Below are 25,583 nucleotides of genomic sequence, written 5' to 3' on the forward strand. Positions count from 1 at the left end.
GCTGGGCGCACCAAAAAAGAAGTCGTCTCATCAACGAGACGACCTCTCTTGTATGCCTTCTGTTTTCGTTACTCCAAAATATCTTTACCTACACTTTAAATCTTTGCACCAAGTCGTTTAACTCCTCCATCATCTTGGAAAGAGCTTCTGCCGACGAAGCGATTTCCTCCATGGCCGCAAGCTGCTCTTCGGTGGCGGCGGAGACATTTTGCGAACCGGAGGCGGTTTCATTGGCGATATGGGCAATCTGGCGGATTACGTCCATGACCCCGTCCATTCCGGCCTTCAGCTTTTCAGCAGAAGAAGCTACACTGTCGATCTGCTGTGCTACCTCGCCTACCGAGCCTTGAATGTGGCCAAAGGATTCCCCTGCGCCATGCACCAACTGGATTCCTTCCCGTACCTCTTGGGTGGCCGACTCCATCGATGTAACGGCCTTCGCTGTTTCTGCCTGAATAGCTGCGATCAAATCAGCGATTTGCTGTGCTGATCCGGAAGACTGTTCAGCCAGCTTCCGCACTTCGTCGGCAACAACGGCAAAGCCGCGGCCATGTTCGCCAGCACGAGCGGCCTCGATCGCAGCATTCAGAGCCAGCAAATTGGTCTGTTCGGCAATACCTGTAATCACCTCGATAATATTGCCGATCTGCGTGGAACGTTGCCCCAGACCTTCGACCACTTCGGAAAGCTCCTCTACCGTGTGATTGATAGAATTCATCTGATTAATCGCGGTCTGGATCGCCTTGTTCCCTTCAAGCGATCTCTCCGATGCCTGCTGGGATGTGTGGGTGACAGATATCGCTGCATCTGTGATCCGCTTCACTTCACCGGCCATTTCATCGACTACGCGGCTGGCGCTGTCAAGCTGATCGGCCTGCTTTTGCGAGCCAGCGGCTACCTCCTGAATGGCAACGGCTACCTGCTCGCCGGCCTGCGTGCTCTGTTCAGCCGAAGCTGACAGCTGCTCCGCGGTAGATGCTACAGACAGCGTGCTGCCCCGCACTTCCCGGATGACCTCCTGCAGGTGGCTGGTCATCTTGTTAAAGTCTTGGGCCAGCTGCCCAATCTCGTCTTTTCTGATGACCTGCACCTGATCAACCGTCAAATCTCCCTGGGAAACCCGTCTGGCGTGCTCTGCTATGTTTATAATCGGACCCGTGATCCGTTTGGCAACGAATATGATGATCAGCGTACCCAAAACGAGGGAGATGCCCAAAATCACCAGGATATAGTAAAGTACCTGATTGGCTCCCTTGTAGAATTCAGACTGGTAAGCGCCAACCCCGACGATCCAGCCCCAATGGGGGTCCTGCTCGACATAAGCAATTTTGGTATCAATGGAATCTGTTGTTGCGACTCGCCATTGGTAGGTGACAAATCCGCCACCGTTTGTTCCCTTTTCCACGAAGGCTTGCACCAAATTGACTCCATCCGCTGAAACCGAATCATTGATATCCGTTCCTTCGTTGGCAGGATTCATGATGCTGATGCCCTCTGGAAGGATAGCCCAAGCGTAGCCCGTTTCTCCCATCGTATATTTCTGTACGAGCGGTCGCTTATTATCGCTCCCTTTTGGGCCCAGGATTTCATCACGCAGCCTGTTTTGCGCGTCTTCGAGCTTCAAATGGCCCGCATCCACCTCTTTTTGCAGCAGGGCAATCATTCCTAGTACCATTTGGACGTTTCCCTTGAGCCGGTCCATCCCCGCATGATCCAGCTCCACCTTGGAACGTTCGTAGCCGACCAAACCGATCAGCAGGCTGGGAATTCCCAGCAACAACAAACAGATGATCAATAAGCGGCTGCGCAAAGACATGGACCGCTTCTCTTTTTCTACTGCCATTTCCTCTCTCTCCCTTCCAAGTCCTGTATTACACGGGTACCTATTCCCTGTTTTCCCCAGTCATAAACAGAAAAATGGGCGGAGAAAAAAAAGGAATAATCCATCAATTGAACCACTGACGAAATTCCCGGAAATATGCGACTTCTAGACACCTTTCATCCCTTCGGCGACTGTGAATCAATCACCGCAACGCCGAATTGCAAGCAATCCCGGCAAATCGAGACGCCCGGCCCCAGGGCCAGCTCGCCGACATCGCTTTTGCTTTTTCCGCAAAAGGAACAGCTATCGGTGTAATTCGCCACGGTCGGGCTGTTTGCTCCCGTTTTCTCCGCGGCATGGCAAAGCTGTTCGACTGCCTCCGCCTCGATGTAGTCAAATTCGCCTTTGAGCTTTAGCGATACCGTCGTGTAGGCAATCGCCATGCCCTCGTAAAAACGCTGCCTGTCCAGACTGTCGCTTTTGTCCCTGTTTTGTTCGCAAAGCTGGATCAGCCGCTCAAGCTCTTGGATGATGTCCTCGATTTTGGCGCCGCGAAATGTTTTTTTACGGAAATCCCGATCCATCTGTTTCTCCTTTCTTCATTACTGTATACATTTGTATACGCGTATTTCTCCGCCAGGAAAATGATTCCTTCCCGGTTTACAAATTGACACAATCAACCGGTCCATTCCCCATTCTTTGACATTTTTCCAAGGACATTCGCCCCGCTTTGTTGAATTAGATCATGTTCGTAAATAAGCTGTATGGAGGCATCGTCCATGAAACCTATCGCCGACATTGCTAAGCTCGTAGACATTACGGAAGAGGACCTGGAGTTTTATGGAAAGTACAAAGCAAAGCTGTCCCCGGATATTTGGGAAAAGGTAAAGGATCGTCCTGACGGCAAACTGATTCTGGTAACCGCGATGAACCCCAACCCGGCAGGCGCCGGAAAGACACTGACCACCATCGGACTTTCCCAAGCCCTCAACAAGCTCGGGAAAAGAACGATTGCAGCGCTGCGCGAACCGTCGCTTGGCCCCTGCCTGGGGATGAAAGGCGGAGCTACGGGCAGCGGAAACGCGCAAATATTGCCCGCGGATGAAATCAACCTGCATTTTACCGGGGACATTCATGCGATCACATCTGCCCACAACCTGCTCGCTGCAATGATAGACAATCATATTTACCACGGAAATAAACTAAGGCTGAATCCGAAAAAGATCGTCTGGAAACGGGCCATGGATATGAACGACCGTTCCCTGCGCAGCATCGTGATCGGACTCGGGGACGGAAACGGGCAAACAAGAGAAGACGGCTTTATGATTACGACCGCCTCGGAGATCATGGCCATCCTCTGCCTGAGCGAAAATATGGACGATCTGCGCGAACGGCTCGGCAAGATCATTATCGGCTACGATCTCGATGACAAGCCGATTACGCCAGCGGACATCAAGGCGGTAGACGCCATGTGCGTGCTTCTGAAGGATGCGCTCAAGCCCAATCTCGTCCAGACGACGGAAGGCACACCGGTGATCGTGCACGGCGGTCCGTTTGCCAACATCGCCCACGGCTGCAGCAGCGTCATCGGCACCCGCCTGGCTTTGAAGCTGGCTGATTTCGTCGTGACGGAAGCCGGGTTTGGAGCCGATCTGGGCGCGGAGAAATTTTTCGATATCAAATGCCGGAAAGCGGGCCTCACCCCTTCCGCCGCCGTCCTCGTCATCACAGCTCGGGCGATTAAATACAACGGCGGCATCCCTGTAGCCCAGTTGCACGAGGAAAATCTGGACGCCCTCCGTGCCGGCTTTGCCAACGTCCGGCGGCACATCGAGAATTTGCGGTCGTTTGGCATTCCTGTTGTCGTCGCGCTCAACAGCTTCGCCACAGACACGGAAGCGGAGCACAATCTGGTCATTTCCATGTGTGAGGAGCTTGGCGCAGAAGTGGCGCTCTCCCAGGTGTGGGCAAAGGGCAGCGAAGGCGGACTGGACCTCGCTGCGAAGGTAGTGGCAGCAGCGGATTCGCCTTCTTCATTTGACTATTTGTACGATGACCAGCTGCCGATTCGCGAAAAGATCGAGACCATCGTGAAGAAGCTGTACCGCGGCTCCGGAGTGATTTTCTCCAAAGCGGCTGCACAGACGCTGCGCAAGGCGGAAGAGATGGGGCTTACGCACTTCCCGGTATGCATGGCAAAAACGCCCTACTCGTTCTCCGATCAGCCTGACCAGTTGGGCGCTCCTTCCGATTTCACGATACATGTAAGTGAGATCAGAATATCTGCAGGTGCCGGCTTCCTCGTCGTGTTGACCGGCAGTCTCGTCACCATGCCGGGATTGCCCAAAGTGCCGGCGGCGGAATCTGTTGCCATCGGCGAAGGCGGGCAGATCCTCGGATTGGCTTAATGCAAAGCCGCCAGAACCATGTGAAAGACAAGGCAAAACCGCAGCCGCTGCTCCGGAAACGGCGGCATCACCAATGGCTCGGGAAGCATAAAAAAGGTGCGGGGGAACTGGCTCCCTGCACCTCTTTTTCATCTTGAATAGGGCCAAATCAAGCAGAATACGAAGCCTATGAACGATGCACCTGCAGCCGCCGAGAGGACGAGCTAGTTTTCCTGCCCCGAAAACGCCTCTGCCAGCAGTCTGTAGGACCTTAGCTTGGCCTCAAAATCATGAGTGATGGTCACGATCATGAATTCCGTTGTTTCGTAGGCTTTGCTCATCTCCAGGATTCTTGCCTTTACCTGTGCGGGATTTCCGACGATCATCCTGCTGCGATTGGCCAGGATTCGCTGCCGGTCAAACTCCGTGTACGGATACTGTCTGGCGGTTTCGACGGAAGGAACTCCTTGGGCCGCTCCGCCTTTTTCCAGCAGCAGCAGGGTCAAATCAAGGCTCGATGCCACCTCTGACGCCTCCTCAGCCGTGTCGGCACAGATCACAAAGACCGCGACTATCGACTGCGGGGCATCCCCCAACAGAGACGGACGGAAGCGGCGGCGATACCAGCTCATCGCTGCTTCGCCTCCCTCCCCGTTGATAAAGTGGGCAAACGCAAAAGAAGCCCCTCTCTCCGCTGCCAGCCGGGCGCTCTCACTGCTCGAGCCGAGCAGCCACACTTCTGGCGCCGTCTCTATGTAAGGCGTAGCGCGAAGCCCTGCAAACGGATGGCGAGGATCGAGCGCGTCGTGCAAATAGCCGATCAAATCGTCCAGCAGATCGGGATACTGGTCCAACCCCGGAGCCTTTCCTTCCTGCAGCGCTCTTGTAGCGAGCGGCATGCCCCCCGGCGCTCTCCCTACCCCCAGATCGATCCGATTCGGATGCAGCCCTTCCAACACGCGAAAGTTTTCCGCGACCTTGTAGGCGCTGTAGTGCGGGAGCATCACCCCGCCCGAGCCTACCCGCAGGCGCTTTGTATGTGCAGCCAGGTGGGCGATCAAAACCTCCGGGCTGGAACCGGCGAGACTGTTGCTGAAGTGGTGCTCCGATACCCAGAGTCGATGATAGCCCAGTTTATCCAGCTCCTGTGCCAGCCGTGTCGTTTGCGCCAACGCCTCCACAGCCGTGCTGCCTTCCGCGATTGGCGATTGATCCAAAGCGCTTAATCGTATCACTGGTCCCCCTCCTTTTTTGCTTCCTTATTATGTACAAGTATACACCCTTGCAGAATCCCGCACTCTTTTTCTACAATAAAAACACGTATCCGTTCATCCGCATGAAACAGTTGTCAGTGTGAACAAACTGCCTGTACCAAAGGAGACTTCCGATGAATTCAAAGAAAGTAGAAGAGCAAATCATTGAAAATTACCAGCGTGACGAGGGCATGATGATTCTGGTTTTTGCCCAGTGGTGTGTCAATCACGGTCTGGATGCCCATGAGCTTTACCGCCGCGCATATCCCGGGCAGGCAGAAAATCCGCTGCTGCGTCAAATGACAGAAATCACCGTCCCAAAAGAAGAATCCGAAGAAATCCCGGATGCGACCCTGCTGGGTGTTCTCTCGCTTTTTGGCAACGACGACCTCGCTTTTGTCGTAAACGAAGAAATCGAGAAACGCCAAAAATAAAAACTCGGCCAGTGCGCGAACATACTGTTTGAAGATAGGCAGAGCCTCCCAGACAACGGGAGGCTCTCTCTTCCTTTACAAGGTAAAGTGGCTGGTCATTCGATTCAATTCCTGAACGTTCTTCAAGCTTCCCTTGGAATACTCTGTAAGCTTGCTGTTCTCCTGGGCAATCGTTTCGGAGAGATGAACAATCGTCTCGATGTCCTGTGAGTTTTCCTGGATCGTCTGGTTTACTCTTCCCGTTGCCTCCGCGGTGCTTTTGATCGATGCGGCCAAATCCTCAAAGGTGCGGTTGAATTCACTCAGGAGCGTCTGAAAATGAAGGGCATCCTCGTTATACGTATCCGAGGTTTCCATCAGCTCGTCCAGGCTCTCTCTGACATTTCGATCCACAAAATCAAGCAGCCGGGTCAGACTGGCAGACAGATTGTGTACGGACTCGTTCACAGTACCGATGATCTGCTGAATATCGGTAACCACCTTGGCCGATTCGGAGGAGAGCTTGCGAACCTCTTCGGCGACGACCGAGAAGCCTTTTCCGCTCTCCCCTGCGCGCGCCGCTTCAATCGCTGCATTCAATGCAAGCAAATTGGTCTGGGAAGCGATACTGTGAATGGCATCTACCAGTACGTGGATGTGGTCCACGGATTTGGTCGACTGCTCTATGGCGACTTCCGCCTGCGCTTTTACTTCGCTGTAGATAAGATTGGCGCTTTGTCTGGAAGCGACGGCTGTCTCCTTCAAATGACCTGCCCGCTCGCTGACATTTTGGGCAACGTGAACGGACTTGTTGGCTTTCTGTGAAACAGACTGAATCACATCGCTTACTTCCGTCAAGGTAGCGTCGATTTCCTGCGAGATCGCGGCTGTCTCCTGCATCCGGCTGGACATCTCTTTCGTTGCCAGCGAGGTTTGGACGGAACGGCTGCTGACATCGTCACTGACGTTTTGCACGGCGCTTGCCTTCTCCACGATGGACTCTGTTACGCTCACCAAGCCTTCTGCCATTTGACGCAGTTCAGCCCGCATCTTCACGATGGCATGAAACACACGTCCCAGCTCGTCCTGCGAGGTCATGAACTTTTCATATCCGTGCTGCTCTGTAAGGTCGAAGGCGGCTGTCCTTTCGATCAGCGCGGACATCATCCGGACCGGATGGGAGATGATCCGGCCAACCAAGTAGGCGATCAGGATCGATCCGATGACGATGACCAATAGCTGAAGCATGAATTTTGACCGGTTGGCGGCTACCGCCTGGTCGACTTCATCATGATTGTAGACGATTTGAATCATCCGCGAGCGGCTCAGATCATTCGACTGTTCGTCCAATTTATACGGAACAAACCGGTACGTGACAGATTTCCCCTCTTGATCAAGAGTCGCTTCCTTCACGGTCTGGGTCTGGTACGATTCGCTGAAAATGGACTCGAGCTCAGGACTGACCCGAAGCGACTTTCCTTCTGCATCCGTCTTGCCCAAAGCATAGCCGTCATGACTGAAAACCGTAATGTCATCAATGGAGGCATAGCGTGTAATCAGTCTGTTTGATACGTCCAGGAAATTGAACTTTTGAAATAGGGGCGTTCCTTGCACATTCATCCCCAGCTCAAGCAAATATTTGTGATCAGGGGTAGGCATATAAGCGAATTTGTTGATCGACCCGGTATTGACGGACACCTCCATGCCGTCTGCGACAAAATCCTTTCCGTCGATCCTTGTTTTTAACAGCTCGGCAAACGCTCCGGCATTGCCAAAATCAAGACCGATATCCCCCGTGTTGCTGGAGTACAGGATTTTCAAGCTTCGGTCGAGCACGAAAATGTCCATTCCGTCAAACCTCTGCTTGTAGCCCGCGAAGTTCCATGCCGAGAAATCGGGGTTCCTGCTGTATTCCTCCATCAACTCCGCCATGTTTTTTCTCATCTCTTCCTCAATTTCCACGTCAAACACCTGATAGGCCACATCGACTGCCTTGATCGAATTCAGCACGCTCTCTTCCACCAGCTTCAATTGCGTGTTTCGTTCTCCGACAATCGTTTGCTCCAACTGCCTGTTGTCGAAAAACGATATTGCCAGCGTACTGATCAGACTAAAACAAAGAATGGCCAGCACCACTTTGTTTCGATACGATATGTTTCGCAGCATGTCTCTACATCCTCCACTGTCCGAAAGCGGGTGGCTCCGGCGATTTTGCTTGCAGCGCCCGCCTTTTTCTCTCTATGTAAACGCCTCTTATAGGCAGGATCGTCGGCTCTGCCGAGCGATTGCCGCTTTGCCGGGCAAAGAAAAAAGGCTTATCCATCTTTGGATGAACCTTTTTATGAAGAAAGGACCAGGATCATAATCCTTTGCAAAATCATTCAATTGGCCCGTTTTTTAGTATATTTGAATTTTGCTGGATGTATTTTCATGTTTATTATAATACTTGAGTCATACAAAAAAGACAAATACGAATTTCCGATCATTTCCATGCGAGGTGGTTATACCCGAAAGGAAGCGACAAGGCAACGGAGCTCTTCTGCCATTTTTGCCAGCGAAGCTGCCGAAGAGGATACCTCCTCCACACCGGCGAGCTGTTCTTCGGATGCGCCAGAAACCGTTTGCGAACTGGCCGCTACTGTTTTCGCCCCCTCTCCAATCATGTGCGCAGTTTGTGTGACATGTTCGCTGCTGGCAGAGATTTGCTTGATCGCCGCGGAAATTGCCTGAATCCGTTCAGTCACTTGTTCTATAAATTGTTTAATTTCACCGAACTGGTCGCCTGCCATATTTACGGTTTGGATGCCTTCTTCCACCTCTGTAATCCCTTGCTGCATTTTTTCCACGGTTTGCTTTGTGTTTTGCTGCATGCTTCCAATCAAGCCGGTGATCTGGTCTGCGGATCGAGCCGATTCCTCGGCAAGCTTGCGAACCTCGTCCGCCACGACGGCAAAACCGCGTCCATGCTCTCCCGCTCTCGCCGCCTCGATCGCTGCATTTAGCGCCAACAGATTGGTTTGGGCAGCAATTTCCGAGATGACCCCGACAATTTTTCCTACCTGCATGGAGTGAGCATCCATTTCCTGTACGGCTTTGGCCAGATGCCCGATCGTTGCATCCAGAGAATCCATTTGCTTGACCGCTCGCTGAATCGTTCGATTTCCTTCCTCCGACTTTTGCGCCGCCTGAACGGACAGAGACGAGGTGGCTTCGGTCTGGTCCGCAATGTGCTGAATGCCCATCGCCATCTGATCCATGGCCGCTACGCTTTCCTCCACACTTCTGGCCTGTTTCTCCGCCGTGACGACCACTTCCTGGATGCCGCAGCTGATCGCCTCGGACGCCCGGCTGGTCTGCTCGGCACTGGCTGACAGCTCTTCGGACGAAGCCGCTACGCCCTCTGCGCTCACATTGATTTGCCGAATCAGATCGCGCAGATTTCCCGCCATCCGGTTGAACGAATGCGCCAAATCCCCGATCTCGTCTCTGTTTTTGACGTGAAGGTCCTCACGTGTCAAATCCCCTGTCGCGACCTGCTCGGCAAGCGCAGCGATCTGTCTGATCGGTTTGGAAATGAGCCGGGAGATCAGATAGCCGATCAAAATAGAGAGGATCAAAGCCCCTGCACTAAAACCGACAAGACTCGCCGTAGCCCCGGAAACAGTCCTCTGATTGACCAAGCTCCCTTCGGCCATCAGCTCCTGCTGTCCGGTGACGATCTGCTCAATCGTCGGTTCCAGTTGGCTTGCCAAAGGCAAAATTTCCTTCATGTACGATTCCATCAGCTTCGACCCGTCTTCTTTTTGCTTGACCATTTGCAGAAGCTCTTGGGCCTCCTTCTGGTATTGGTCATAGAGCCGCATAAATGTATCCACTGTCTCTTTATCTTCCTGGCGATGAATCAGGGATTCCGTCTCCCTAATAATCCCGCGCAATTGCTCGTCATCGGCCTGCAGGCTGTTTAAAAATTGACTATCAGCCGTCATCAAATATCCCCTCAGGCTATTTGACTGTTTGATTGTCAGCACCTGTATTTTTAAGGCACTGCTCAAAATGACCGCCCGTCTGCCTACCAAATCCGAATACGAATCATTCACCTTGTCGAAATAGTAATAGGCGACACCGGCAGTCACCGCCAAAAGCAAGGCAACACTTACAAATCCCGCAATCAATTTGGTTCCAATGGTTGTTCTCACACTTCACACCCCGTTGTCATTTTTGGTTCAAATGCCCGACTGCTTGTCAAACCGTTTCATTTTTAAGGGCATTCAACCTATGCATATCGTCCTGGTTTTTTCTCTAAAGTAATCATTGTACGATATTCCAGTGACAATTCGGTCAATCATTTTTCCAAAAAGAAAAAAATTTCCAAGTCCCTCTTGGATTGTATCAAGCCAACCAAAATTGGCCCGCCAGAACGTCACTTTTTACAGTGTCCGTCTAACGGGCCATTGCTGAAATACAGACTGCCCCTCCGGCAATCTGCTTCGCGCTTTTTGCTCCTGCTTGCTGCACAACCACTCTATCCGGCTTTGCGGAACGGTGGCCGAACGGATTGTAGCCGATAACGACGAGCTTGTCATTGGCCGTCACCAGCAAGTGATAGTGGGAGCCGGGGCCTTCAATCGCGTAATCATAGGTGGGAGATATGATTCGTGCCTGATCGCGGATGGCCTCACGCTCAAACGGCTTCCAATCATGCTCGAAGATGTGTCGATCGCGAGTAATCCGCAGCCTGCCGCTGATGGCCAGCACATCGTCCTCCTTTGCGTCACCCGCCCTCGCTTCGATCCGTTCCAGCTTTGCCGCATAGGGCGGCACCCGGTTTACGATGATTTCATGCACGCGTCCCTTTTCATCGAGCGCCCAGACGGATTCCGGCTCCATCGTGTACCGGACGAAATATTCCGGGGCCAATGCCTTCAGCCAAGTTTGCTGCGTTCACGGGCTTGAACGAGTCCAGAGGATCTCCTGCGCTACCCGGATTTTCCGTGTTCCCCATGTTTTCGTAATGGGCCGAATTCTCTGGCGGACATGAAGACATTTGTACCTGAATAGCCTCCTGCTGTCCGACAGCCTGCGACATCACGAACGCGTCTCTTGTTCGTAGGCGTATCCAAACTGGTAGAGCTTTGCTTCCTCTCCGTGCTTTCCGATCAGTTGAAACCCGATAGGCAAGCCATCCTTTGAAAATCCGCATGGCACAGACAAGCTTGGGTTGCCCGTAAAATTGGTCGGGGCTGTAAGCCGCAGCAGTGCCGGACGGACACCATCCTGATAATCGCCGATCATCACTGTTCGCTGACCAATGTCTGTCGGCAGAATCGGCAGTGTCGGCGTCAGCAGGACGTCAACGCCGGCAAACACCTCGTTGTAGCTCGCCGTGAGCCTCCCGCGCCGCTGCTGTACCTGCACGTACTGATAGCCGCGCACTTCCTTGCTGTCCAACAGGCGCTCGCACACCTCCTGATCCAGATCGGCTGCGTAATCCCGCAAGGTTTTCTCGTGAACAGCCGAGGCTTCGGCCTGGACCGTAATGCGCTGTGCTTCGACCAGCTCATCCATCATCGACAGCTCAACCTCCCGCACCTCTGCTCCGAGTTCCCGGTAGACTTCCATCACCTGCTGAAGCGCCTGTACGATTTCCCCTTCCACATGCTGATAATACCAGCGCGGAACTCCGATGACCTTTCCCCGGATCGCTGTGCCGAGCAAACGGGCGTAGTCCTCCTCAGGCCAGGAGAGCGAATACGGGTCGTTGTGATCGTAGCCTGCCAAAAGGTTCAGCAGGCCGGCGTTATCCCTGACGCTTTGTGTCATCGGCCCTACGTGGTCAAGGGTGTAGCCCAGATCAAACGCGCCGTACTTGCTGACAAGGCCAAATGTCGGTTTCATCCCTACGATGCCGCATGCGGCAGCCGGTATCCGCACCGAACCGCCCGTATCTGTTCCGAGTGCAGCATAGGCGAGATTGGCGGCTACAGCAGCCCCGGACCCGCTGCTGGACCCGCCGGTAATTTTCTGCGGATTGTGGGGATTGCGGGACGGACCGAAATGGGATTTGTCGCCGGTCGGGCCATAGGCGAATTCATGGGTGTTCGTCTTTCCGAGCACAATGGCCCCCGCTTCCTTCCATTTCCTCACGACCGTTGCGTCCTGTTCCGGGACGAACCGCTCGAACACTTTGGAGCCCAATGTCGTCCTCACCCCAGCGGTGAGAATCATGTCTTTGACCGCGACAGGAATCCCGTGCCACATGCCCCGCCACTCGCCGCGCATAATGTCGGCTTCAGCCTGAGCCGCTTCCTTCCGCGCATCCTCGGCGCAGATCGTGATATACGCATTCAACTGATCGTTTTTCGATTCGATCGCTGCCAGCGTTTGCGCGACCAGTTCGACTGGCGAAACCTTTCTCTCGCGAACAGCTTCTGATAGTGCAAAAACATCCATGCGAGTACCCCTCCACTCCTTCTTCATGCCGGCTTGGCCTCGAAAATGCCTCTAGAAGAGACACAAGCATCACGCAGCATAGTTCTTTGACTTTCATCATATACCTTTCAGAATATTTGGTCCATGCCATTCGCGTAGAGCGAAACCGGCATCCCTTTGGGCTCATCCTCGTATCTGCTGTCGGGCTGAATTTATTCTCAGCTTGAACAAAAGGGCCGGTCCCCATAGGAGACCCGCCCTATTCTTGCATCCGCTGTCCTGTCTTTGCTTGTGCGCCATGAAAAACCAGGCGTTTTGTCTTCTCCGTTACGACCTGTCTTCTATTAGTACCTTTCTCATCTTATCCGCTCTGTGCTCTTTGTTCCTGTCCTTTTTCCCTTTCTATCACTTTTTTTGCTTCTTCTGTCACTCCGTGATCTTTCCGTCCTGCCCTTGGCTCCCGCTCTTTCCTCTTCCCAATGCTTCCAGCTCTCCGGCATGCAAGGCACACAGGGCGTACGTCTGAATCGCGATCGCCATCACGCGCTCGTCGATGTCGAATTTTTCATTGTGATGCCCCGCCGCGAGAGTCGTCCCGATCACCAGGTAGGAAGCGAGGCCGCCGTTGTCCTGCACCCTTTGAAGCATGTAGGTGGCATCCTCGGAGCCGCCCGCTACGACGAAGTCGTGTACGGTGTGCACCTCCGCCAGCTTTTCCGCCTGCGAGCGGATAAACGGGATCAGCTCGCTGCTGGAGTCGCAGCTGTTGGCCATCCCGACGACCTCGATGCTTTCCTGGACGTCGTGCATCGCAGCGGCTCCTCTGATGATTTGCACTGCCCTTTCCAGCATGTATTCATTGATCTCGGAGGTAGCCCCGCGCGTCTCCACCTTGAGGAAAGCCGAGCCGGGCACGACGTTTCTCCCGCTTCCCGCCTGCAGGACGCCCACATTGATCCGGGACGAGCCCTGCGAATGCCGGGAAATGCTGTGCAGATTGAGAGCCGCCGAAGCTGCCGCGAGCAGCGCGTTTTTTCCGTCCTCGGGATGGCCGCCGGCGTGGGAGGAATACCCTTTGTAGGTGACATCGAGCTTGGTCGTCGCCAAATAGCCTCTCGCTCCGCAGACGATCTCACCCAATGGCACGCCGCTGCCGATATGGCCGGAAAAGAAAAAGTCGACGTCGTCCAACACGCCCGCCTCGACCATTGCCTTGGCTCCGCGCACCCCTTCCTCGGCTGGCTGGAAGACAATTTTGATCCGTCCGTTCAGCTCTTCCTTCATCGCCATCAGTACTTGAGCGAGGCCAAGACCGATGGTGGTGTGGGCGTCGTGGCCGCAGGCGTGCATCATGCCGGGATTGACCGAGACGTAGCCGTTTGCGGCCGGGAGATGATCCGCCTCCTCCGACTCCTGAATGTCCAGCGCATCCATGTCAACGCGAAAGCCGACCGTCGGACCCGGGCGCCCCGTATCGAGAATGCCGACGACTCCTGTAAAGCCGCCGGAAAAATAGGGCAGCCACTCTTGTTCCGCCCCTTGCTCTACTGCCCGTTTTTCCTGCTGCGCCAAAAACGCCGCTGACGGGACGCCCATCCGCGCTTCATCACGGACCACTTCCTTACCCGCCCGGACCTCATAGCCCCATTCCTTCAGCTTGGCGGCCACCTTGGAGGCCGTGCGGAATTCCACCCAGCCGGATTCGGCGTACTTGTGAAAATCACGCCGCCACGCCGTCCATTCCGGGGTCAGGCTCTCCACCAACTGTTTCATCTGCTGATTCATGTGCGTCTCCTCTTTTCTGATCATGATGCTTGCCTGCGAAAAAGGCAGCGGCCTCTCCAGAGAGATGACGGCTGCCTTTTGAGATGAAAATGTTGTTACTGCTCGAACAGATGGCAGGCGACGTGACGTCCGGGCGACACCTCGCGCCATTCCGGCACAGCCTGGCGGCAGCTGTCCATAACGTATGGACAGCGCGTATGGAAGGTGCAGCCGGTCGGCGGCGATTGCGGATTGGGCACGTCGCCTGTCAGCACGATTCGCTCCCGTGCCGCCTCCGGGTCAGGGACCGGGACAGCAGACATCAGCGCTTTCGTATACGGATGCAGCGGCTCGGCGAACATCTCGGCCGTCGGCGCCATTTCCACCATTCTGCCCAGGTACATGACGCCTACCCGGTCGCAGATGAACTTCACCACAGACAAATCGTGGGAAATAAACATATATGTCAGCGAAAACTGGCTTTGCAAGTCCTGCATCAGGTTGAGCACTTGGGCCTGGATGGACACGTCGAGCGCCGATACCGGCTCGTCGCAGACCACGAATTTGGGCCGGAGCGCGAGTGCCCGGGCGATCCCGATCCGCTGCCGCTGTCCGCCCGAGAACTCGTGGGGGAAACGGCTCGCATGATACGGGGCCAGGCCTACTACGCTCATCAGCTCGGCGATCCGGTCCTTGATCTCCGCCTCGGACAGCTTCAGGTGGGTGCGGAGCGGCTCTTCCAGCGTCCGCTGAACCGTCCACCGCGGGTCCAGCGAGGCGTACGGGTCTTGAAACACGATCTGCATGTTGGTGCGGAATTTCCGCATCTCGTCTGGCGGCAGCTTGCGAATGTCCTGGCCGTCAAACAGCACTTCACCCGCAGTCGGCTCGATCAGACGAAGAATCGCCCGGCCTGTCGTCGATTTTCCGCAGCCCGATTCGCCCACGATCCCGAGCGTCTCTCCCGGCTGGATGGAGAAGGAAACGCCGTCCACCGCTTTGACTGCGCCTACCTGCTTGCCAAACAGACCTTTTTTGATCGGGTAGTGCTTTTTTAGATCCTTTACTTCCAACAGCGGCTTCACGCTTCCACCTCCTCATACAACAGGCAACGGCATTTATGCCCGGCCTCTACTTCCAGCAGCTCCGGTTTGACGCGGTCGCAAGCGTCGATCCGGAACGAGCACCGCGGGGCAAACCGGCAGCCCGGCGGCATTTCCAGCGGATTGGGCACGTTCCCCGGGATCGACTGCAGGCGCGTCTGATCGCCCGCAAGCTGCGGCAAGGACGCCATCAGCCCTTTGGTGTACGGATGCTTGGGGTCGCGAAACAGCGTCTTTACATCCGTCTCCTCGACGACCTGTCCCGCGTACATGACGACGACACGGTCGCACATTTCGGCCACGACACCGAGATCGTGCGTAATCATCAGGATCGCTGTCCCTTCTGTCTTTTGCAAATCCCGCATCAGATCGAGAATTTGCGCCTGGATCGTCACGTCGAGAGCCGTCGTCGATTCGTCGGCGATCAACAACTGCGGATTGCAGGCCATCGCCATCGCGATCATGACGCGCTGCCTCATTCCGCCGGAGAGCTGGTGCGGATATTCGTCCGCGATCTGCTCCGGGCGGGGAATCCCCACTTTTCTCAGCATCTCGATCGAATGCTCCCATGCCGCCTTTTTTCCGAGCTTCAGGTGGAAGCGGACTGCCTCCGAGATTTGGTGTCCGATCTTGAACACGGGATTGAGCGAGGTCATCGGCTCCTGAAAAATCATCGCCAGCCGGTTCCCGCGAATCTTGCGCATTTCCGCATCCGAGAGGGACGGCAGGCTCTTTCCTTCAAACCGGATGTCCCCCGAGGCGATGCGGCTTTGTCCTTTGGGCAAAAGCCCGATGATCGACAGCGATGTCACGCTTTTTCCGCAGCCGGATTCGCCCACGACGCCCAGCGTTTCGCCTTTGTGCAAGACCAGATCGACCCCGTCCACCGCCCGAACCACGCCCGCATGGGTCACAAATTCTGTTTGTAAGCCGGTGATCGAAAGCAGTGGTTGCATAACGAGTCGCCTCTCTTTCCTAATTCTTTGAAACGCCGCCCAGTGTTTGCAGGTGCTTCATCGAGCCGTACAGCTCCTGGATGCGGGCGAACTCCTCCTCGGAGTGGAACGAGCATTTGCCCCTGCCGTACTGCTTGGCCGTCTCAACGGCGAAACGGGCCGCAAGCGCGATGTCGACCTCGTGCGAAGCGCCTGTCGCGCAGCCGGGAACTGTCGAAGCTGCCGTGACGGCTACGCCGACCACAGGAGCCGAGGTGGCCACGGCTGGCTGCAAAATGCTGTTGATGTGGTACAGGCCGTTGCCGTACGGAGTAATGTCCTGCGTCGTGACAGCAAAGGTGACGGCTGGCTGCCCGGTTACGGTCTGAAGAATTTCAACCAGATCCTCGCTGATCCGCAGTACATACCCCTCGCGCACGGTCGGAGAAATGGCGATGCCTTTGTGGTTGATGACGCGGTTACCTTTCGTCGTATCAATGGAGAGAATCGCCTCCATTTCCGGCGATACCTCGTACTTGTTCATGGTCAAAATGTCTGTCGGCGAATCCATAAACGGAACGGGATCATGCGGTCTTGTCGGCGCATCGGGGCAAATGTGGGTGGCGATGATGACATCCCCGTCCAAGGTGTCGCCCTTTGCCTGCATTTCGATCAGCTTGGCGGCAGCGGCGATGGCTGCAGCCGCACCGTCGCCATCGGATACGAAGCCGATTTGTTCAGGCCGGGCACCGATGCCGCCGAGACGGCCGATGATTCCGAGAGTGGGACTTTGTCCGCCGTTTGTCCGTCCGGTCTTCCCCGGGATTTTGATCTGAATGAAGTCGGTGGAGCCTTTCGGGGAAGAAACCGTTTCGACGTGAATCGCTGCCGCTCCCTTGCCTTGCAAGTACGCCTCCACCTTTTTTCCGTTTACTGTCGCGTCATCGAGCAAATCTACTACTTCCAATACTTGTTTTAACAAGGCAGTACCCTCCTTTTACTTGTTGGCATTTGTGGTGCCGAGATATTTCAAGGCGGTCAGCGCGTATACCTTTGCCGCCTGGATCACTTGATCGACCGGCACGCGCTCGTTGAACGAGTGGATGCCAGCAAGCTCGGAAGGACCGTATTGCAGCACCGGAATTCCGTGCTTTCTGAAGTGGCGAGCGTCGCTTGACGCCCATTGCAGCACGCCGTACGCTTCCTTTTGGCTCACGTCCGTAATGCTTTCCACCAGCAGGCGGACGATGTCTTCGGAATCCGATGTCCAGTTGGCGTTGCCCTGGAATCCAAACGGCTTCAGCTCCACATCGATTCCCTCTTCCAAGAGCAGCCGCTTCGCTTCGGCGAGCACGTCCCGATAGTCGAGGCCAAACGGCACCCGCGTATCCACCTGCACGGTGCAGCGGTCAGCCACCACATTTACCTTCGTCCCGCCGCTGATCGTGCCGATGTTGATCGTCACGTGGTCATGCACGGCGCTGACGTCCTTGCCGGGATTGCGCACGAGTGCAAACTCTTTGGAAATGTTGATGATGTCCTGTACCTCTGCCGGAATGTCCGGCTTCAGCTCCCACAGCTTTTGCAGGGCCTGGATCGCCCGGGCCGCCTTCAGGATGGCGCTCTCGCCGTTGAGCGGAGCGAGACTGCCGTGACCGGGGGTGCCTTCAACCGTAAATTCAAACCAGCAGCTGCCCTTTTGCCCGATGGTCGGGTTTTGCGGATGGGATGGCTCCGCGATCACCGCTGCTGTTCCCGTGATCAGACCGCGATCGAGCACCCAGGGCACACCGAGATCGCCGCCGGTCTCCTCGTCAGGGACAATAAAGAGAGACAAATTCCCCGCCAGCGGAACGCCCAGCCGGGCAAACAAGCCCGTGACGAAGATCAATCCGGCAAGACCGCCCTTCATATCGGTTGCGCCGCGTCCGTGAATAAAGCCGTCCTTCACCAGGCCGCTGTACGGGGGTACGTCCCACCGGGAGAGGTCGCCAGCCGGCACTACATCCGTGTGGCCGCAATACAAAAGATGGCGGTCAGGCGACGGGCTGCCGATGGTGGAGATCAGGTTCCACATCGTTTCCCCGGATTCGTGGATCGCGGTGTCGATCCCTTCCTGCTTCAAATAGTCGATGATGAACTTGCTGATCGGCCGGGAATCTCCCGGCGGGTTTTCGCTGGGAAACTGAATCAGCCTGGAGCAAAGCTCAATCAGCTCGTCTTGTCGCTTGTCAATTTCTTCGATAACCAATCGATTCCAATCAGTCATTGGTGCACCCCTTTTCACGGCAATAAGTAGATGTGATGGCCCATCGGCGAAAGGAAACTGCCAGGTACGGAAAGTGAGTGCCCCCGTTGTGCGAACCGGGGGCTGTTGTCTCTACTCTTTGGAGAGCGGGTAGAAGCGGATGATTTCATCCGGGAAGAACGCGTACCCTTTCAGGTTTTTGTTCACTCCGACTACACGGTTGTATTCGTACATGTACGCCCACGGTGCATCAGCCGTGATGAGCTGCTGCGCCTCTTTGTACATTTCGTAGCGCTTGACCGGATCGGCCTCGACATCCGCCTTCTCCCACAGCTCGTCCACCTTCGGATTTTGGTAGTTGATGTAGTTGGAGGAGCCTTTGCCGTACAGCAGGAAGCCAAGGTGATAGCCGGGGTCGTTTACAAACGAAGTCCACTTGGACAGAAACGCCGTCAGATTCTTTTCTTTTTGCATTTGCAGGAACTGCGCGCGAGCCACTTTCTTGATGTTCATTTTTACACCGATTTTTTCCAGCTCGGCCTGAATCAGCACCGCGTCATCTTCCCAATCCTGGAACCCGGAGCCGAGCGTGAAGTCAAACGAGAATCCGTTCTCAAGTCCCGCTTCCTTCAGCAACTGCTTTGCTTTTACCAGATCGTGCGTGTAGACAAAACCGGCGTCGGTAGAGCCTGGCGTGTTGCTCGGAACGGCACTCTTCAACTGTTTGGCCTGGCCGTACATGACGTCGTTGATCAGCTTGTCATACGGAATCGCGTAGGAGATGGCCTGACGGACCTTCGGGTTGTCAAACGGCTTTACTTTGTTGTTCATGGCGAAATACAGAATCCGGTTGCTCGGGTTGGAGTGGATCGTGACGTTTTCATTTTGCTTCAAGCTTTCCACGTCTTTGACGGGAATTTCGATAGCCAGATCGACGTCGCCTTTGCCCAAAAGCAGGACGCGGCTGGACGCTTCCTTGGTGAATTTCATCGTGACCTTGTCTACCTTTGGTGCGCCTTGCCAGTAGTCGGGATTGGCGACCAGAACCGCTTCGGAAGCAGGGTCCCACTTTTCCAGCTTGAACGGACCGGAGCCCGCAGCGTTTGTCTTCAGGTAGTCGACGCCCTTCTCTTTGACCACCGACGGGTCGATGATCGAGAAGTTGTATTGCGCCAGGTATTGGAGAATCAACGGATTTTGCTTGCTCAGCTTCAGCTCGACAGTCTTGTCGTCCTTGGCCGTAAAGCTTTCGATGCTGGCCATTTTGAAGATACTGGACTCCCCGTTTTTCAGGTGATCCATCGAGAAGACGACGGCCTCTGCATTGACCGGATTGCCGCTGTGGAACTTCGCGTCATCACGGAGCGTAAAGGTATAGGTCAGCCTGTCGTCGGACACTTTCCATTCTTTTGCCAGCATCGGCTTGACCACTTCGGTATCGGCGACCTGCGTGCCGTCTACCTCTTTGGTTCCGAATTGGACGAGCTGGTCGTAGGTCGCCACGATCAGCGTATCGGAGGTCAGATCGCTCGCCTGCGCAGGGTCCATCGTCGTGCCGCCTTCGGAGTACGCGATGGTAATGCCTTTGCCTGCCTGAGGCTGCGCCTGCTGCTGTTCAGGCTGTTTTTGCCCCTCGGCCGGCTTCTGGTTGGCATTGGGACTGCAGCCCGCAGCGACGAGCATGGCTGACAGTGTTAGTAGAGCTAGCCACTTGCGTTTCTTCACATGAATCTCCCCCTACTTTTGTGTATATGTGTTACCTGCTGGATCGAAGGCGCGGGTCAAGGACATCTCGCAGGCCGTCTCCCAGCAGGTTGAAACCGAGAATCGATGTGGCAATCGCCAAGCCCGGGAAGGTAACCAGCCACCATTCGCCGGAAATGATGTACTCCCGCCCCTCCGAAATCATCGCGCCCCATTCGGAGATCGGCGGCTTTACACCGAGACCGAGGAAGCTCAGACTGGCTGCGGTCAGGATCGCAAAGCCCATCCCGAGCGTCGCTCGGACGAGCAATGGCGCCAGCGCGTTGGGGAAAATGTGGCGAAACAAGATGATCGAATCCTTTACGCCGGTAGCCCGGCACGCTTCGACGAATTCCTTTTCGCGAAGGGAGACGGTCTGTCCGAACATCAGCCGGGCAAACTCGGGAATCCCGACGATCCCGACCGCGATCATCGCGCTGATCAGTCCGGGACCAATTGAAGCGGCAATCGCCATCGCGAGGACGAGCGACGGAAAGGCGAGCAAGGTGTCCATCACCCGCATGATCACGTTTCCGGTCACCCCGCCGTAGTAAGCGGCGATCCCGCCCAGCGGAACCCCGATGCAAAAGGAGATTCCCACGGCGATCAGGCCTGTCCAAATCGAAATTTGCGCGCCGTAGAGAACGCGGCTGAAAATGTCGCGGCCGAAGTTGTCCGTACCGAACCAATGCTCTGCGCTTGGCCCCTGCAATTTAATGGACGTATCCGGGGCATTCGGCGCGTACGGTGCGACCAGCGGCGCCACGAGTGCCGCTACGGTCCACATCACGATAAAAAATAGTCCGAGCGCTGCCAGCCTGTTTTGCAGCAGCAGCCGAAAAGTCGACCTCGGTTTGATTATCTTTGCACTCCCAACGGTTGTGGGCGAACTCTGTGTTGCGCTGTTCATGAAATCCCCCCTTTGCTTCGATGCCTAGTCATAACGGATGCGCGGATCGATAAATCCGTAAATCAAATCGACCGACAGATTGATCAGGCTGTACAGGATGGCGCTGACCAGGGTAAACGCCTGGATGGGAGCGTAATCCGTCGCCAAAATGGACTCAGTCACATAGCTTCCCAGGCCGGGCCAGGAAAAGATCGTCTCGGTAATGACCGCTCCGCCCAGCAACTGGCCGAACTGGAGTCCGAGTATCGTCAAGGTCGGAATCAAGGCGTTGACCAGACCGTGCTTGAAAATGACGATACGCTCCATCAAGCCCTTTGCTCTCGCCGTCCGGATGTAGTCCTGTCCGATCACTTCCAGCATGCTGGAGCGGACCATCCGTGCGACGATTGCCATCGTCCCGGTACTCAGACAGATCGCCGGGAGCAAGATGTGCGACAGCGCCTGCTTGAAGGCGATCATGTCGCCGGACAGCAGGCTGTCCACGAGGAACAGCCCCGTTACATGGGTAGGCGGATTGATTTCCCCGCCGATCCGTCCCATCGGTGCAGGGGACCAGCCCAGCTTGGAATAAAAGAAGTAGATCAGAATCAGTCCGAGCCAAAAAATCGGAACACAGGCGCCGATCAATGAAAACACCCGCGATATGTGGTCGGTGATCGACTCTTTTTTCGTCGCCGCAACGACCCCGACAGGGATGGCGACCAGGATCGCGATCAAAATGCTGAAGAGCGTCAGCTCGACCGTTGCCGGAAAGCGCGTGGCGAAGTCTTCGAGCACGCTGTGGCCGGTGTGCCAGGCAAAGCCAAGGTCGCCTTTCGCAAGGGCGCCCAAATAGTCGAAAAACTGAACGTAGAGCGGATCGTTTAGCCCCAGGTCCTCTCTGATTTTTGCCAGCTGTGCCTCGTCCGCTTGCTCTCCCGCTATCATCAGGGCGGGATCGCCGGGCAGCACCCTCGACAAGAGGAATGTAATCAGGATAATCCCGATGAGGCCCGGAATCATTAGCAGCAATCTTCGGAAAATGTAAATGAGCAATCTCCCAACCCCCCTCATACTTCCGATCCAGATCTGAAATATGAAAATTTTCATATATTTGTGGTTATTGTACCTGTACCGACTTCTTGTCCACTACGTCCGCTCGCAATAAAAAAGAGGCATAACATTTGTCCCCATTGAACAAAGAGCCCCGGTTTCACTCGCTTGCACCCGTGCAAAAAAATACCGAACAAATACATAGCATGAATGGAAAATTGTTTGTAAAAAACAGGAATCTCCAAAGCAACCTGCCATAAAGGCATGCTTATATGGAAGAGAAAGGAGACATTTGATTGTTCCGAAGGACGGTGAGACGGGGAAAATAAAGCCCGGAAGATAGGCTGGCAGGATCAACAGAAACGTATTTTCGAGTCTGGAGTACAGAGTGGAGTAATCCAATATGAAAAAACTCGATTTCCTTCGTGTACAGGAAATCGAGTTCCATCTTGCATCCAAGTCCCTAGTGTTTTTTATGGCATGAGGAGTGTGGCCACGATGGCCACATGAAGTACAAGTCGCAACAAGCGTTTTTACTACTTCTGATTATCTTCTGGAAGTAGCGAATTTTCCAAACCCATAAAACTGGCTACAGAGAGCTCTTCTTCGTTTATAACCTGAAATCGGTAATTGGCAGGAGACAATAGCGCCTGTTTATCAGCTTCCGTCAAATTTTCTTTTAGCTTCAGCTTTTGCGAAACCGTATACAGATTCTCTTTACTGTTTAACTCAATTTGAACGAGTGAAGGAGATTCAGCAAGCAAATTCTTAATTGTCTCGTTACCCGGCAGATCTCCAAACGTAAAGTAAATGGTTTTTTCCGTATGCATCATTTTTTCTTTCAAGGAATCCGAGAGTAAGATTCGTAACGTGAGTTCTACCGAATTATCGCTTTTTTTGATTTGAAGCACGGATGTTTTCAAATTCTCCCCTGTAAATTCTTCGAAATAGTCGTAGACGCTTCCATACGACTTTTCTTTGGGGACTGTTTGCATCATGTCACTTGGTGTTTTTTCCACTGTTTCTGATGAATTATCCCCGCTACAACCACTAAGAAGAACGATAAACAGAAGGAGAAGAACATGGAGAGGTCGGATCATAGATTTTTTGATTTTTTACTGGAATATTCTTTGTACGAATATTTGACGTTAACGTAGTTAGAATCTTTTACTCTCCCTTGGAAATATTTCACCAGGTTTCCGGTTGTTTTTACAGCTTTTGATCCGTATTCAACGGTTGTTATCGTACGCTTTGGTATGACCCAAGTGTGGGTTGTTTCTATAGTGTCTTCTTTTCCGAATGAAATTTCTGCATGAATCCCGACTTTCCCCTCTATTATCCTCCAGTTGACTTTCGTCTCGCCTGACCCACCTATTTTTCCGGTCAAAAAGGTTTTTCTTGTTACCTTTCTTGAAAAGGAATCGTTTTCGTCACTATCATTTTCGATTTCAGCTTCATAAGATTTTGATTTGTATAGATCCTTGGTGGACATTTCATAGACTGTACCAGTCATATCATTGCCTAAGGGACCAATCTTATTTAAATCACTCTTTGCTAGGGCTTTTGTAAAATCATATTCTACCGGGTTTTCATATACCCGTTCAACAATCGTAAGGCTCCCTATTTTAATTGTCTCGCCCTGAGATGCTGCGAAGGCAGAACCAGCTCCAGATACGACTAAACTGCTAACCAAGACAGTCGCAATAGAAAGTTTTTTAATATTCATTTTCTCATTTTCTCCTCCTAGTATTCCCCATAATTTCAACACGGAATGATTCTAACACAAAATCCCAATTATTTACAATGGTTGGGATTTGTAGCAATGCATGGCAATCGCCGCTGGATCATGATTCGTCCAGAAGACGGCTGCAGCGGGCTATTCATTTGCTTTCAAGTAATGATACGTCAGACATAGATGATAGACAAAACGCTGCCTCGGACAGCTCAAGTCGATTGGAATGATTTCGCGAATCCGCTGCAGTCTGTATTTGACCGAATTGCGGTGAATATAGAGACGATTGGATGTCTCGATCAAATTTCCCGATGACTCCAGGAAGTGGTAAAGAGTTCGCAAAAAGTCGCTGCCGTGCTCTTTGTCATGTGCATGGAGTTTCCCCAGCTTTCGCTCGAACAGCTCGGAGAAATGAGCATGATCCGCATACTCTGCCAACAGTTGAAAGGCCTCGACATCTTCAAAGGCCGTGACCTCCATGGGACGGGACAGCTTCATCCCGATCGCCAGCGCTTTTCTCGCTTCCGTATAGCTCTGATGCACATGCCACAAGGGATAGGCTCTTCCGCATCCGATATGGATATCATGCCGTTTGCCCCCTTGCTCGCGCAGACTTCGCTCAATGCCATGCCGCCACTCAAAACCGGGGACAGCTTCGGTTTCCGTGCCTTTCTTGGCCTTTCCTGGCTGTTCTTGGCCTGCCGGTTTGCTGGAGAGCAGAAGCAGCAGCGAATTATGCCTGACCTCCACGTGTGCCTGGAAGCCCCTCTGCTGAGCCTCCTGCTCCAGAGACTGGCGAAAACGCGAAGCGGGCGCCGCGATCTGGCGAACAACCGTTTCGTTGCCTTCAATAATGGCTACCTCCCAATCCTGGCTCGGGTTCAAGCCGAGCTGTCTTCCCCTCCGCTCTACCTCATGTCTGGCGGGGGGAACGGCGGAGAGCAGCTCGTCGATAAAATTTCCTCTCAATCGATTCTCTGTATCCATGGCCGTTTTGGTACGCATCAGCTCCAGGGCGACCACGACTCGCGCCTGCTCCACGCATACCTGCTGGATGTCGTCCAGGCTTTCCTTGTCTATCTGGAGCTTGCCTACTACCTGCTTGTCTACCGCTATATCCCATTCCAGCTGCTTGGACTGCGGCTTCCAGTCCGGCGGGACGGAGACGAGTACGTGTCCGTGGTTGTCCAGCACCCGGACCGCTCCTTTGACCAGCTCCGAAACATTATCTGCCACCGCTTGCAGCCCGCTGTTTTCCAAAACCATCGTCGTCAGCGTCCGGTATACCTCCTCGGAGCGGCGCAGCAGAGCCGCCTGGCGATCCAGCACCTGCTCCATGACGGCATGGGTGATGTCCATATAGGGGATCATCGCCGGCAGCTCAATGATCGGCAGCTGATAGCGATTGCTCACCGAAATCATCTCTTCCGGCAGGTCGTGGAGAAACCTCTCCGGCTTGATCGCCAGTGCCGCTGCTCCCGCCTGGGCCATATGTTCGACGATTTCGGGCAAAAGCGAAGGATCGTGACGGATGGAGTACGCTGTAGTCAAAAGCAGTTCGCCTTCTCGCAGCCACCCTCTCAAATCCGGGACTTCCATGATATCAATAAACCGCACCACACGATCCATGCCTTCAAATCCACTGATAACACGAGCGTCTTTCAAAAGGGGCATCTCCATTAACTCTCGAATGGTCACTCCGTTCACAAAGCTTCCCTCCTTCGCCGCGCTGTTTGAAAAATAGTGTAGCAAAAATATAGTCAAAATAGACAAAAAATTTAGTATTAACGATAAAATTTTCTTGCTGGTTGA

At 54.1% G+C, this 25,583-nt stretch carries 20 protein-coding genes; 2 read left to right on the forward strand and 18 right to left on the reverse strand.

Translation table 11 applies throughout. The features are described 5' to 3' along the window. Window positions 1-88 precede the first annotated feature (88 nt). Both EDM54_RS04180 and EDM54_RS04185 read right to left on the reverse strand, forming a co-directional pair. Window positions 89-1,843 carry a methyl-accepting chemotaxis protein gene (locus EDM54_RS04180; RefSeq protein ID WP_003390035.1) on the reverse strand — a complete coding sequence of 585 codons (1,755 nt, stop codon included), beginning with the start codon at window positions 1,841-1,843 and terminating at the stop codon, window positions 89-91. Window positions 1,844-1,998: 155 nt separating this feature from the next. Next, window positions 1,999-2,406, reverse strand: coding sequence for a ClpX C4-type zinc finger protein (locus tag EDM54_RS04185; RefSeq protein ID WP_003390036.1), 408 nt, complete (start codon window positions 2,404-2,406; stop codon window positions 1,999-2,001). Between the two features lie 180 nt (window positions 2,407-2,586). Here EDM54_RS04185 and EDM54_RS04190 point away from each other — a divergent pair, with 180 nt between their 5' ends. Further along, on the forward strand, window positions 2,587-4,230 hold the full coding sequence (locus EDM54_RS04190) for a formate--tetrahydrofolate ligase (RefSeq protein WP_304363371.1): 1,644 nt from the start codon (window positions 2,587-2,589) through the stop codon (window positions 4,228-4,230). Between the two features lie 203 nt (window positions 4,231-4,433). Here the strand turns inward: EDM54_RS04190 and EDM54_RS04195 are convergent, their stop codons facing one another. Further along, window positions 4,434-5,444, reverse strand: a complete 1,011-nt coding sequence (locus EDM54_RS04195) for an LLM class flavin-dependent oxidoreductase (protein ID WP_031931685.1) — start codon at window positions 5,442-5,444, stop codon at window positions 4,434-4,436. A gap of 152 nt (window positions 5,445-5,596) precedes the next feature. On the opposite strand from EDM54_RS04195, the gene yxiS reads away from it, so the two are divergent. Next, window positions 5,597-5,896, forward strand: coding sequence for a protein YxiS (gene yxiS / locus EDM54_RS04200; RefSeq protein WP_003390039.1), 300 nt, complete (start codon window positions 5,597-5,599; stop codon window positions 5,894-5,896). A 75-nt stretch (window positions 5,897-5,971) separates the two neighbouring features. Here the strand turns inward: yxiS and EDM54_RS04205 are convergent, their stop codons facing one another. From EDM54_RS04205 to EDM54_RS04280, 15 genes are all read right to left on the reverse strand, one after another. Then, window positions 5,972-8,041: a methyl-accepting chemotaxis protein gene (locus EDM54_RS04205; RefSeq protein ID WP_051567445.1), complete on the reverse strand. Its 2,070-nt coding sequence runs from the start codon at window positions 8,039-8,041 to the stop codon at window positions 5,972-5,974. A gap of 335 nt (window positions 8,042-8,376) precedes the next feature. Next, window positions 8,377-10,071, reverse strand: a complete 1,695-nt coding sequence (locus EDM54_RS04210) for a methyl-accepting chemotaxis protein (protein WP_003390041.1) — start codon at window positions 10,069-10,071, stop codon at window positions 8,377-8,379. A 244-nt stretch (window positions 10,072-10,315) separates the two neighbouring features. Beyond that, on the reverse strand, window positions 10,316-10,792 hold the full coding sequence (locus EDM54_RS04215; protein ID WP_141334177.1) for a hypothetical protein: 477 nt from the start codon (window positions 10,790-10,792) through the stop codon (window positions 10,316-10,318). Between the two features lie 168 nt (window positions 10,793-10,960). Further along, window positions 10,961-12,325, reverse strand: a complete 1,365-nt coding sequence (locus tag EDM54_RS04225; protein ID WP_122957815.1) for an amidase — start codon at window positions 12,323-12,325, stop codon at window positions 10,961-10,963. A gap of 405 nt (window positions 12,326-12,730) precedes the next feature. After that, window positions 12,731-14,089, reverse strand: coding sequence for an amidohydrolase (locus tag EDM54_RS04230; protein WP_031931688.1), 1,359 nt, complete (start codon window positions 14,087-14,089; stop codon window positions 12,731-12,733). Between the two features lie 95 nt (window positions 14,090-14,184). Then, window positions 14,185-15,153 (reverse strand): ABC transporter ATP-binding protein, encoded by a 969-nt coding sequence (locus EDM54_RS04235; protein WP_122957816.1) that lies wholly within the window; start codon window positions 15,151-15,153, stop codon window positions 14,185-14,187. Continuing rightward, on the reverse strand, window positions 15,150-16,127 hold the full coding sequence (locus tag EDM54_RS04240; RefSeq protein ID WP_122957817.1) for an ABC transporter ATP-binding protein: 978 nt from the start codon (window positions 16,125-16,127) through the stop codon (window positions 15,150-15,152). Before EDM54_RS04240 ends, EDM54_RS04235 begins: the two co-directional genes overlap by 4 nt. A 19-nt stretch (window positions 16,128-16,146) precedes the next feature. Then, on the reverse strand, window positions 16,147-17,088 hold the full coding sequence (locus tag EDM54_RS04245; RefSeq protein ID WP_003390049.1) for a DUF1177 domain-containing protein: 942 nt from the start codon (window positions 17,086-17,088) through the stop codon (window positions 16,147-16,149). A gap of 15 nt (window positions 17,089-17,103) precedes the next feature. Continuing rightward, entirely contained in the window at window positions 17,104-18,375 is a 1,272-nt protein-coding gene (locus EDM54_RS04250; RefSeq protein ID WP_031931690.1) for a M20 family metallopeptidase, read from the reverse strand. A 111-nt stretch (window positions 18,376-18,486) separates the two neighbouring features. After that, complete coding sequence (locus EDM54_RS04255) at window positions 18,487-20,079, reverse strand: ABC transporter substrate-binding protein (protein ID WP_024985243.1); 1,593 nt, start codon at window positions 20,077-20,079, stop codon at window positions 18,487-18,489. A 31-nt stretch (window positions 20,080-20,110) separates the two neighbouring features. Continuing rightward, a complete protein-coding gene (locus EDM54_RS04260; protein ID WP_122957818.1) occupies window positions 20,111-21,007 on the reverse strand; it encodes an ABC transporter permease in 897 nt (298 codons plus the stop codon). Window positions 21,008-21,031: 24 nt separating this feature from the next. Continuing rightward, window positions 21,032-22,042: an ABC transporter permease gene (locus EDM54_RS04265; protein ID WP_003390054.1), complete on the reverse strand. Its 1,011-nt coding sequence runs from the start codon at window positions 22,040-22,042 to the stop codon at window positions 21,032-21,034. Window positions 22,043-22,575: 533 nt separating this feature from the next. Beyond that, window positions 22,576-23,058 carry a hypothetical protein gene (locus EDM54_RS04270; protein WP_255320320.1) on the reverse strand — a complete coding sequence of 161 codons (483 nt, stop codon included), beginning with the start codon at window positions 23,056-23,058 and terminating at the stop codon, window positions 22,576-22,578. Between the two features lie 77 nt (window positions 23,059-23,135). Next, window positions 23,136-23,765 (reverse strand): hypothetical protein, encoded by a 630-nt coding sequence (locus EDM54_RS04275; RefSeq protein ID WP_122957820.1) that lies wholly within the window; start codon window positions 23,763-23,765, stop codon window positions 23,136-23,138. A gap of 150 nt (window positions 23,766-23,915) precedes the next feature. Further along, window positions 23,916-25,478: a PucR family transcriptional regulator gene (locus EDM54_RS04280; protein WP_024985241.1), complete on the reverse strand. Its 1,563-nt coding sequence runs from the start codon at window positions 25,476-25,478 to the stop codon at window positions 23,916-23,918. Window positions 25,479-25,583 lie beyond the last annotated feature (105 nt).

Source organism: Brevibacillus borstelensis (genome assembly GCF_003710865.1).
Classification (GTDB): Bacteria; Bacillota; Bacilli; order Brevibacillales; family Brevibacillaceae; genus Brevibacillus; species Brevibacillus borstelensis.

What these genes read in the sequence shown, in the direction of transcription:
- EDM54_RS04275 (WP_122957820.1), bottom strand. Translation starts at nt 23,765, where the DNA reads ATGAATATTAAAAAACTTTCTATTGCGACTGTCTTGGTTAGCAGTTTA.
- EDM54_RS04180 (WP_003390035.1), bottom strand. Translation starts at nt 1,843, where the DNA reads ATGGCAGTAGAAAAAGAGAAGCGGTCCATGTCTTTGCGCAGCCGCTTA.
- EDM54_RS04225 (WP_122957815.1), bottom strand. Translation starts at nt 12,325, where the DNA reads ATGGATGTTTTTGCACTATCAGAAGCTGTTCGCGAGAGAAAGGTTTCG.
- EDM54_RS04185 (WP_003390036.1), bottom strand. Translation starts at nt 2,406, where the DNA reads ATGGATCGGGATTTCCGTAAAAAAACATTTCGCGGCGCCAAAATCGAG.
- EDM54_RS04240 (WP_122957817.1), bottom strand. Translation starts at nt 16,127, where the DNA reads ATGCAACCACTGCTTTCGATCACCGGCTTACAAACAGAATTTGTGACC.
- EDM54_RS04190 (WP_304363371.1), top strand. Translation starts at nt 2,587, where the DNA reads ATGGAGGCATCGTCCATGAAACCTATCGCCGACATTGCTAAGCTCGTA.
- EDM54_RS04205 (WP_051567445.1), bottom strand. Translation starts at nt 8,041, where the DNA reads ATGCTGCGAAACATATCGTATCGAAACAAAGTGGTGCTGGCCATTCTT.
- EDM54_RS04230 (WP_031931688.1), bottom strand. Translation starts at nt 14,089, where the DNA reads ATGAATCAGCAGATGAAACAGTTGGTGGAGAGCCTGACCCCGGAATGG.
- EDM54_RS04260 (WP_122957818.1), bottom strand. Translation starts at nt 21,007, where the DNA reads ATGAACAGCGCAACACAGAGTTCGCCCACAACCGTTGGGAGTGCAAAG.
- yxiS (WP_003390039.1), top strand. Translation starts at nt 5,597, where the DNA reads ATGAATTCAAAGAAAGTAGAAGAGCAAATCATTGAAAATTACCAGCGT.
- EDM54_RS04250 (WP_031931690.1), bottom strand. Translation starts at nt 18,375, where the DNA reads ATGACTGATTGGAATCGATTGGTTATCGAAGAAATTGACAAGCGACAA.